This window comes from Vibrio makurazakiensis, from assembly GCF_050337375.1.
GTDB classification, from domain to species: domain Bacteria; phylum Pseudomonadota; class Gammaproteobacteria; order Enterobacterales; family Vibrionaceae; genus Vibrio; species Vibrio makurazakiensis.
The window spans coordinates 1-5,599 of the sequence record NZ_JAKJSW010000249.1 but is presented as its reverse complement, the minus strand read 5'-3'; the positions used below and the strand labels follow the sequence as shown (position 1 = coordinate 5,599).

General features: G+C 43.2%; 6 protein-coding genes. All 6 read left to right on the top strand.

Translation table 11 applies throughout. The features are described from left to right. The coding region (locus L4C33_RS19165; protein ID WP_489686452.1) for a helix-turn-helix domain-containing protein at positions 1-155 on the top strand (155 nt) is incomplete at its 5' end. A gap of 180 nt (positions 156-335) precedes the next feature. After that, positions 336-1,445 carry a putative 2-aminoethylphosphonate ABC transporter ATP-binding protein gene (locus L4C33_RS19160; protein ID WP_428814004.1) on the top strand — a complete coding sequence of 370 codons (1,110 nt, stop codon included), beginning with the start codon at positions 336-338 and terminating at the stop codon, positions 1,443-1,445. Between the two features lie 21 nt (positions 1,446-1,466). Continuing rightward, positions 1,467-3,176, top strand: coding sequence for a putative 2-aminoethylphosphonate ABC transporter permease subunit (locus L4C33_RS19155; protein WP_428814003.1), 1,710 nt, complete (start codon positions 1,467-1,469; stop codon positions 3,174-3,176). 70 nt (positions 3,177-3,246) lie between these two features. After that, positions 3,247-3,951 carry a phosphonate utilization transcriptional regulator PhnR gene (gene phnR, locus L4C33_RS19150; protein WP_428814002.1) on the top strand — a complete coding sequence of 235 codons (705 nt, stop codon included), beginning with the start codon at positions 3,247-3,249 and terminating at the stop codon, positions 3,949-3,951. Positions 3,952-4,065: 114 nt separating this feature from the next. Further along, entirely contained in the window at positions 4,066-4,968 is a 903-nt protein-coding gene (locus tag L4C33_RS19145) for an EamA family transporter (protein ID WP_428814001.1), read from the top strand. 203 nt (positions 4,969-5,171) lie between these two features. Then, on the top strand, positions 5,172-5,599 hold a 428-nt coding region (locus L4C33_RS19140), incomplete at its 3' end, for a type 2 periplasmic-binding domain-containing protein (RefSeq protein WP_489686451.1).

Here is a 5,599-nt window from a genome sequence, read left to right as displayed (position 1 = left end):
ACATTGATTGGGCGAGTGTTGCCCTGCAATTTGGTTTCAGTGACCAACCTCATCTAGTGCGCTACCTAAAAAGCCAGTTAGGATTAACTCCTAACACCTACGCGAAAGAAAGAGGACTCACGATTGATGTATATGGCGGTGTTCATTCCGAATAGTGAATAAGCTTCCTTAATCCTTAGTACGCTGAATAGCTCGGACGCTCGTAGGCATTGCTAGTTAATAGTGCACGATATTTATTCTGTAATATAACGGTCATTTAGCTTCTATAAATCTGTCACTCAACTGCAATATTCAAAGTTTAAATTTGGTATATACCATTTAAAGAGTGCTGTGACATGAGCAACCAAACGTATTTGAATATTGAAAATGTTGTAAAGACATTCGGTCAATTTACAGCGTTAAAACAAATTTCCCTATCTATTCAGCAAGGCGAGTTCGTCTGCTTTTTGGGGCCTTCAGGCTGCGGTAAAACAACACTACTGCGTGCTATAGCGGGACTCGATTTACCTACCTCTGGCTCTATCGAACAAAACGGCGTCGACACAACGTTTTTGCCACCGGAGAAACGTGACTTCGGCATTGTATTCCAGTCTTATGCGCTCTTTCCAAACCTGACTGTTCAAGAAAACATAGCCATTGGCTTAAAAAATCAAGGCATGTCGAACAAAGAAGCACTCGATACTGTGGACTCTTGGCTTGAGACGATTGGTTTACCTACGTCAGGCTTCAAATACCCTAATCAGTTATCAGGTGGACAGCAGCAACGTGTTGCTCTGGCTCGTGCACTCGCTTTATCTCCAGGCTTATTATTGTTGGATGAGCCACTTTCAGCGCTTGATGCGAAAGTAAGAACGCACTTACGTGATGAAATTTGCCAACTACAACGTAAATTAGGCATTACCACTATTATGGTAACGCACGATCAAGATGAAGCTTTGACTATGGCGGATCGTATTGTCGTGATGAACCAYGGTGTGATTGAGCAAGTCGGTGCTCCACAAGAGATTTATCAACAGCCGAAAAGTCGATTTGTGGCCGAGTTTGTCGGGAGCATGAACTTTATTCAAGCCTCCGTTATTGCACCTTCTAGAATCCGTATTGCTGAGTCGATGCTGGCTCTACCAGTTTTTGATAACTTGACGCCTAAGTCAGGTGACTGTTTTGATATTGCGGTTCGCCCTGAACAAATCCAATTCGTAGATCGCTTTAACGAGTCGTTACCTGTTCGCATTTTGTCGAGTGAGTTTCTAGGCGCGTTTTATCGTGTTGAATGTGAATTACAGCATGACTCCACGGCGAAAGAAATCAGTGTCGATGTACCGGTCAAAGAGTTCAATAAATTAAAACTACGCCGAAGTGACATTCGTTACGTCGCTTTCGACCAAGAAGGTTTGAGAGCTTATCCATCTAAACCTATGCCGACTTTGAACAACGAGGTTGCGTAGAACATCATGGAATCGACTCAAATGATGCAATCAAAATCGTTGATGCAAAACCGCTCTCAAGCTTTTCTTGCAAGGCTCAGTAAAGACAATGTGATTCTGTTTGGTTTACTGGCTTTCCTGTCAGTGGTAATGACATTATTTATCTTGATGCCGTTATGGGCAATGCTGAAAAAAAGTGTACAGAACCCAAGTGGAGACTTTGTTGGGTTACAAAACTTTGCGACTTATTTTTCATCACAAAGCCTTTGGCAGTCTGTGGGCAATACTTTCACTCTTGGGGTATTGGTGACGGTTGTCGTCGGTGTTCTTGCTTTTGGTTATGCTTACGCCATCACTCGCTCTTGTATGCCTTTTAAAGGGCTTTTCCAAGTACTTGGCTCTGCTCCGATTTTGGCCCCGTCATTACTTCCAGCGATAAGCCTGATTTTCTTATTTGGTAATCAAGGTATTGCCAAAGAGGTGCTTGGCGGAAGCTCTATCTATGGTTTGATCGGTATCTCGTTAGGATTGATCTTTTGGACGTTTCCCCATGCCTTAATGATATTAACGACTTCACTAAGAACATCTGATGCTCGCCTTTACGAAGCCGCGCGAGCGCTGAACACTTCTCCGATCAAAACGTTCTTTGTTGTTACTTTACCTGCTGCAAAATATGGACTGATAAGTACATTGATCGTCGTATTCACGCTCGTGGTGTGTGATTTTGGTGTGCCTAAAGTCATAGGTGGTAGTTACAATGTTCTATCAACTGACATTTTTAAGCAGGTTGTCGGTCAGCAAAACTTTTCAATGGGTGCGGTAACGAGCATCTTACTGCTGCTTCCTGCGTTACTCGCATTCAGTGTTGACCGTTGGGTTCAAAAAAAGCAAAAGAGCTTGTTTGATACCCGCTCTGTCGCTTATCAACCAGAGCCAAATACACTGCGAGATAGTGTGTGTTTTGTTTACTGTTTATTGATTTCAGCTGCGGTAATCGTTGTGTTAGGCATGGCAATCTATGGTTCTATGGTGACGTTTTGGCCTTGGAATAAAGCGCTGACACTCAATAACTACAACTTTTCAGAGATGAGCACTTACGGGTGGACACCATTTYTCAACTCACTGACTTTAGGTACGTGGACGGCGATTATTGGTACGGTTTTGATTTTCTTAGGCGCTTACTGTATTGAAAAAGGGCGTGCGTTTGCTCCTGTACGCCAAGTGATGCAAATGCTGAGTGTTGTGCCTATGGCTGTTCCTGGGATGGTATTGGGCTTAGGTTATATCTTCTACTTCAATGACTTAAATAACCCGTTGAACTTCCTTTATGGAACAATGACGTTTTTGGTTATTAACACTGTGGTTCATTATTACACTGTTGGACACATGACAGCGTTAACGGCGTTAAAGCAACTTCCTGCTGAAATAGAAGCAACAGCGGCCTCGGTTAATCTTCCACAATATAAGTTGTTTTTCAAAGTAACAGTGCCGGTTTGCTTGCCAGCAATTTTGGATATAGCGACCTATTTGTTTATTAATGCACTTACCACGACATCTGCGGTAGTATTCTTATATTCAACGGATACGATACCTGCTTCAGTGTCAGTATTGAATATGGATGATGCAGGGCAAACCGGGGCAGCAGCAGCGATGGCAGTCATGATCATGATATCAGCAGCAAGTGCGAAACTGGTACATATCGTCATCAACAAGCTTTTTGAGAAGAGAACTCAAGCTTGGCGTAAGCGTTAATGATATGAAGTTTCTATTTAGTTAGCCAAGGAGCGGCTAACTCATGAGAATAATTATGAAAGGAAAGTAAGTGCAGTACGTAAAAATTAAAGATGTCATCGTAGAGCAAATTGAGTCGGGGATGCTCTCTCCTATGCAAAAACTCCCTGCTGAGCGTAAGCTCGCAGAGTCGTTTGATACGACAAGGGTGACATTACGCGAAGCGCTATCACTACTAGAGGCGGAAGGGCGCATATACCGTGAAGATCGTCGCGGGTGGTTTATTTCACCTGCACCGCTTCGCTACGATCCGACGCAAACTCTTAACTTTACTAATATGGCATTAGCGCAAAACCGTAAACCAAACACGGAGTTAGTGTCTGCTAAGGGTATTTTGGCGACTAAACAAGCAACTAAGCTTTTGCAACTTTCCCCATTCTCGGATGTTTTCCGTATTGATAGGGTTCGTTATTTAGAAGATAGACCAGTGGTGTATGTGACAAATTATATTCGCCCTGAGCTGTTTCCCAATTTATTGGACTATGACCTGTCGAAGTCATTGACGGATATTTATCGTGAACATTTTGGCGTGGTGTATCAGAAGATTCGCTACCGAGTGAGTACAACATCGTTATTGGGTGAAACGGCGCAAGCACTACGCGCAACATCAGGATCTCCAGCGATGGTCGTAGAGCGCGTGAACTACAATCAAAAAGGCGATTTGATTGACTGTGATATTGAATATTGGCGGCACGATGCTATCAGTATTGAATCGATAGCCGAACTGGCGCGCTGATTTCACATGCTAAATAGCCAAATTGAAAGATATAGATAGAACATTAAAACGCACTTCCTTTAATAGGTCTCCGGATTAGGAGGCCTTTTTTATAACTAAATTTTAAGGCTAGGTATGGAACTCACTGCCATTGTTATCGTCATTTTTTCTGCATTGCTTCACGCAGGGTGGAATATTTTAGGTAAGGCAAATCAAGGTTCGGGTGCGTCTTTCTTTCTGGCGTCGGGTTGCGCTGCTGCCTGGCTCTTAACCCCATATTTGGTTTGGTATCTTTACCAAGTCGGCTTGGCGAACTTGGGTACGGGCTTTTGGCAGTTACTGTTGGTTAGTGGGCTTTGTCAGATCGTGTATTTAGTCGGGTTAGGCACTGCGTATAAACACGCGGATATCGGTGTTATTTATCCAATTGCGAGGGCATTACCCGTTCTAATGGTTGGGGCTGGAACCGTGGTTATCGGTTACCAACTATCTTTAAACCAATGGATTGGTTTTAGCTTAATCACGCTTGGGTGCTTATTTGTTCCTCTAAAAAGTTTTTCTGAGTTTCGTATGAAAGCGTATTTGAATATCGGTGTGCTTTGGGCGTTGATCGCTGCAATTGGTACTACGGGATACTCAATCATAGATAAGGAAGCGTTATTGCTGCTTGAACAGGTCGACACGCAGGTTATTACGAGTCGTCACTCTGCTATTTTTTATCTGGGTGCTCAATTTTGGGCAATCGTGATCCCTTTAGGTTTGTGGCTCTACGTGACTAAGCAGACAGAAGAATTTAAAAGTGCCTGGTCGATGAGTAAAACGGCGACTGCTGCCGGTATCATGATGGCATCAACTTATGGGTTGGTTTTATTTGCAATGACAGAGACTGAAAATGTCAGCTTAGTGGTGGCATTAAGACAGGTAAGTATCCTCTTCGGTATTGTGATGGGGATCTACTTTTTGAAAGAGAAATGGCATGTCACACGCTCTGTTGGGGCGGGATTGATTTTTTCAGGTCTCGTTATCTCATTGATTTAGAACAAGTGTAAATAAGTATTCCGTTCTGATTGTGTGACTTTGTTCACGCTTAATCGACTATTGATAGTTCTGTTGTCATCAATGTAGAAGATGTGATCCCCCTCATAGACAAGGTTGTAAAGTTACCGGTAACATCCACCTCAACGTTACCGGTAACATATAACAACAAACCGGACCCTGTGAAATCAAAAAGGAATCTCCTAATGAAAGGCATGACTAAAACGCTTATCGCTGCATCTCTTACCGGCCTATTTGCTACTTCAGCAATGGCGGCGGACTTTAAACTAAAAATTCAATCTTCAGATCCTTCTGGTGACTTGAACTTCAAAGTACAGCAAAAATGGGCAGAGCGTGTTGAGACTATGTCTGACGGCCGTATTGATATCGACCTTCTTCCTGTAGGCGCAGTTGTAAAGCATACAGAAACGTTAGGTGCTATCAAAATGGGTATCCTAGATGGTCATGTCACAGCAACGGGTTACTTCTCTGGTAAAGATCCAGCATTCGGTCTAATCGGTAACATGGTTGGTGCATGGTCAGACACAACTCAACTACTGCAATACATGAACTACGGCGGTGGTAACGAGCTAATGACTGAACTGTACAAGCCTTACGGTGTTCAGTTTGTTGG

Coding starts and splice junctions, on each gene's coding strand:
- L4C33_RS19145 (WP_428814001.1), top strand. CDS start 4,066: ATGGAACTCACTGCCATTGTTATCGTCATTTTTTCTGCATTGCTTCAC.